Consider the following 4,559-nt stretch of genomic DNA (forward strand, 5'->3'; position numbering starts at 1 on the left):
AAACAGAAAGTACGTTATACAGACAATCTTCCTGGTAGTAGGCATCGTCTACGCCATCAGGTTGTTTTACATACAAGTGGTAGACAGCAGCTACAAACAAGCCGCTGAGACAAACGCCATTAAAACCATCATCCAATACCCTTTCCGTGGCCTGATCTACGACCGGAACGGGCAGTTGCTGGTGCAGAACACGCCCGTGTACGACCTGATGGTGGTGCCCAAGGAAGTAAAGCAGATAGACACGCTGCGCCTCTGCCAACTGCTCGATATTCCGCTTGAAGATGCCCGTGAACGCCTGAAAAAGGCCAGAGCCTACTCATGGGTAAAACCTTCTATCTTCTTTCAGAAACTCGGCACCGAAGACTTTGCCCAGATTCAGGACAACCTGATCGATTTTCCGGGCTTTTACATTAATGCCCGTACCATGCGCGGCTACCCGCACCAGAGCCTCTCGCACGCGCTGGGCTATATTGCCGAAATCAGTCCGAACCAGCTGGCCGACACCTCCTACAGAGGCTACCGCCCCGGCGACTATATTGGCAAAAGCGGCATTGAGCTGGAGTACGAAAATTTTCTGATGGGCAAACGCGGCGTGAAGTACAAAATGGTGAACGTGCGCGGCATAGAGAAGGGCTCCTTTAAAGATGGTGCTTACGATACCCTTGCATTGGCCGGTCAAAACCTCATCAGCACCATAGATTTGGACCTGCAGGCCTATGGTGAGTACCTGATGAACGGTGCCAAAGGCAGCATTGTAGCCATAGAACCTGCCACCGGCGAAATTCTGGCTTACATCTCGGCTCCTTATTACGATCCAAACCTGCTAACCGGCAAAGAGTACGGTACAAACTACATGGCCTTACTCAGCGATAAAGACAAAACCATGTTTAATCGCCCGATTATGGCCGACCGTAACCCGCCAGGATCTATTTTCAAGCTAACGCAGGCCTTAATTGCACTCGAAGCAGGTGTTATTAATCCCCGCACGCAGTATGCCTGCATCAAATCGTTGGTAAACTGCCACAACCACCCTTCGCCGCTCGATTTGTACGGTGCTATTCAGCATTCCTGCAACCCTTATTTTTACCAGGCTTACCGGGCGCTCATAAACCAGGGCAAATCAAAAAACACCTTCCGCGACACGTCTATTGGCCTTGCGGAGTGGCGGGAACAGGTATTGAGCTTTGGCTTCGGCAAGAAACTGGGCATTGATTTGCCGAACGAGAAAACAGGTATTGTGGCCTCTCCTGCGCTGTATGACCGTGTGTATGGCCAGAACCGCTGGAAATTCTCCACTATTTACTCCTTAAGCATTGGTCAGGGAGAGTTGGGAGTTACCCCGCTGCAGATGGCAAACTTTATGGCCACCATTGCCAACAGAGGGTACTACATAGATCCACACATTATCAGGGCTGTGGGAGAAGACGGGGAGCCATTACCAGAGTATCAGAAAAAACATTACACTACCGTAGATGCCAGGCACTTCGACCCGATTGTAGAGGGCATGACAGCAGTGGTACAGGCAGGCACGGCCCGCAGAGCCAACCTGCAGAAGGTAGGCATAACTGTGTGCGGCAAAACTGGTACAGCCCAAAACCCACAGGGTGCCGACCATGCCGTGTTTGTGGCTTTTGCGCCAAAAGAAAATCCTAAAATAGCCATTGCCGTGTATGTAGAGCATGGTAAGTGGGGAGGACAGTCTGCCGCCCCTATTGCAGGCCTCATGATCGAGAAATACCTGACCGACACAGTAACCATTAAGGAGCAGGAGAAATGGGTGTTGAGCCGCGAGTACATGAACATTAAATCGAACTAAGGCATGGGTGTTGAGCCGATAGTATCTAAATACAAAGTAGTAACGCCCAGTAGCAAGCGCACCTCGCGGCGTATTACCAGCAACATCGACTGGATTACCATACTCCTGTACATGCTGCTTGTTGGCCTGGGATGGATGAACATCTACGCTGCTGTGTATAGCCCCGATAATGTGGTGAACATCTTCAGTTTCGATATAAATTCTGGTAAACAGCTGCTCTGGATGGGCACCTCGGTGTTGCTCATTATTATGCTGATGGTGGTAGATTACAAAATTTACGAGCACCTCGCCTACCCTATTTATGGTTTTGTGATTCTGCTGCTGCTCTTTACGCTGGCAGTAGCAAACCCTATCGCCGGTTCCAGGTCGTGGCTCGACCTGGGTGGTGGCGTGCGCCTGCAGCCGGCAGAACTGGCCAAATTTGCTACTGCACTGGCGGCTTCTAAGTTTCTGAGCAGCGCCAACCTGCGCCAGCAGCAACTCAAAGACCACATGGTGCTGGCTGCTATTACACTGGTGCCTCCTGCTATTATTGTACTGCAGAACGAAACAGGCTCTGCGCTTGTGTTTGCAGCCTTTGTGCTGGCTTACTTCCGCGAAGGCATGTCGCCGCTTATTCTGATTATTGGAGGCGCAGCTGCCTTTATTTTTATCATGACACTGCTAGTGCCCAAGCTGTACCTCATTATAGGCATTACGGCGCTAATGGCCCTGGCCACCTGGCTGGACTACCGCCTGCTGAAGCGGTTCAAAACCATGATTGCCTTGCTGCTGCTGGTGGTGGGCATGATCTTCAGTGTTGATTATTTCGTGAACGATATTCTGCAGCCTCACCAGCAGAACCGCATTAAGGCCCTAATCAACCCTGAGGCAGACCCTTTGGGCTTTGGCTGGAACGTAACACAATCTAAGATCGCCATCGGCTCCGGAGGCTTCTGGGGCAAAGGTTTTCTGGAAGGAACACAAACAAAATTCGACTTTGTGCCGGAGCAGAGCACCGACTTTATCTTCTGCACCATCGGCGAGGAGCACGGCTGGATCGGCAGCACCATTCTTATTGCGCTGTTCATGTTGCTGCTCATCCGGATTGTAACCATTGCTGAACGTCAAAAATCAATTTTTGGCCGCACCTATGGCTATTGCGTGGCCTCTATCATCTTTTTCCACTTTCTGGTAAACGTAGGCATGACCATTGGCCTGGCGCCAGTGGTGGGTATTCCGTTGCCGTTCTTTAGCTATGGCGGTTCTTCGTTATGGTCTTTCACTATTTTGCTCTTCATCTTAATTGCCATCGATGCCAACAAAACCCAGGAGCTAGTCAGGTAGAATTCGGACTCAAAACCTTTGGAAGGGCATTTTCATTAGAATAATTTCATTGTTGGTTGTTGATGGTTCAATGGCTGAATTGTTAAATGGCTGAAAGATAGCCAGCATGACCTCGCCGCGTCTTTCAGACCTACGAGCGTCTGGCCAAGCAGATAAAAGCCTGATAACCAGCTTCACAACAATTATTATCTAAGAGTTAGTGTCTAAAATATTTAAAAAAGCCTTCGAAAGGCCAATTGCATTAGAATAATTGATCCTCACATAGAAACTCTTCACCCATATCTTTTAACCTGTAACCAATCAGGTAGTCTAATATCCAAAATTTAGCTTCTAGCATCTGAAAGCAGAATACCCCACAACGATACAACTGCGACCAAAACCCAAAGTGTGAGGCCCAGCAGCAGCGGTCGCCAACCTGCTGCCTTTACCTTGTCTATAGACAAGCCCGCCCCTACCAGGAACAGCGTAACCGTTAAACCTGCTTTGGAAAGTGCCGTAATCTGCTGACTCAGCATGTCGGCACCAGGCAGATAGCTGTGAAGGAGCATAGCCAGTACAAACAACCCGATAAACCATGGCAACTGCACCCGGCGGTTCCCGGTCCGGAAAGCAAACGATGATACTACTGCCACAGGCACAATCCAGAGGGCGCGTGCCAGTTTTACGGTAGTGGCCACTTCTAAAGCTTCGGCTCCGTAGGCACTGGCGGCTCCTACTACCGAACTGGTGTCGTGTATGGCAATAGCGCTCCACAAGCCAAACTGAAACTGGCTTAGCTGCAGGTAGTGACCCAGCACCGGAAAAACCAGCAGTGCCACCGCATTCAGCAGGAAAACCGTACCCAGCGATACCGACATTTCTTTTTCGCTTACCCGCAGCACTGGCGCGAGCGCCGCTATGGCACTACCACCACAAATAGCAGTGCCAGAAGCAATCAGGTGCGACACCTTCGGGGCCAGGCGCAGCAGTTTACCGATACCTGCTCCTACCAGCAGTGTAACCAGCACCGAAACCAGTGTAATTTCGAAGCCTTGCTTACCTGCTGCCAGCGCACCGGCAGCGTTAATGCCAAACCCCAGCCCCACCACCGACGCCTTTAGTAACCAGTTTATTGCCTGTTGGTTATGCCGCTGAAACGGGTGCCCCAGCAACCACGTGAAGCAGAACCCAAGCACCAGCGCCACCGGCGCACTTACCAGCGGACTAAGGCACAACAACAGAGCAGCCGCAAAAATGAGTTTGCGCACTGGTTCAGGATATGCTGTTGCAAGAGGTTTTATGGAGCTGCGTTCTATCATCACATTGCAAATCTCTTGTTTTTGCAGCTGCTTTGCCAATCAAATTACGTCATGCGCTATTACTTTAAGTTATACTGATTTATACAGAAACGTTTGAAAACCTGGGCTATTTTGGAGGT

General features: G+C 50.3%; 3 protein-coding genes. 2 read left to right on the plus strand and 1 reads right to left on the minus strand.

The genetic code is table 11. The features are described 5' to 3' along the window. Both mrdA and rodA read left to right on the plus strand, forming a co-directional pair. A partial coding sequence (gene mrdA / locus FVR03_RS23705; protein ID WP_255474382.1) for a penicillin-binding protein 2 occupies positions 1–1,816 on the plus strand: 1,816 nt, incomplete at its 5' end. Between the two features lie 3 nt (positions 1,817–1,819). Further along, positions 1,820–3,142 (plus strand): rod shape-determining protein RodA, encoded by a 1,323-nt coding sequence (gene rodA / locus FVR03_RS23710; protein WP_147924257.1) that lies wholly within the window; start codon positions 1,820–1,822, stop codon positions 3,140–3,142. Between the two features lie 323 nt (positions 3,143–3,465). Here rodA and FVR03_RS23715 read toward each other — a convergent pair whose 3' ends face one another. Continuing rightward, complete coding sequence (locus FVR03_RS23715; protein ID WP_222707308.1) at positions 3,466–4,389, minus strand: YeiH family protein; 924 nt, start codon at positions 4,387–4,389, stop codon at positions 3,466–3,468. Positions 4,390–4,559 lie beyond the last annotated feature (170 nt).

The organism is Pontibacter qinzhouensis, from assembly GCF_008017455.1.
GTDB lineage: Bacteria > Bacteroidota > Bacteroidia > Cytophagales > Hymenobacteraceae > Pontibacter > Pontibacter qinzhouensis.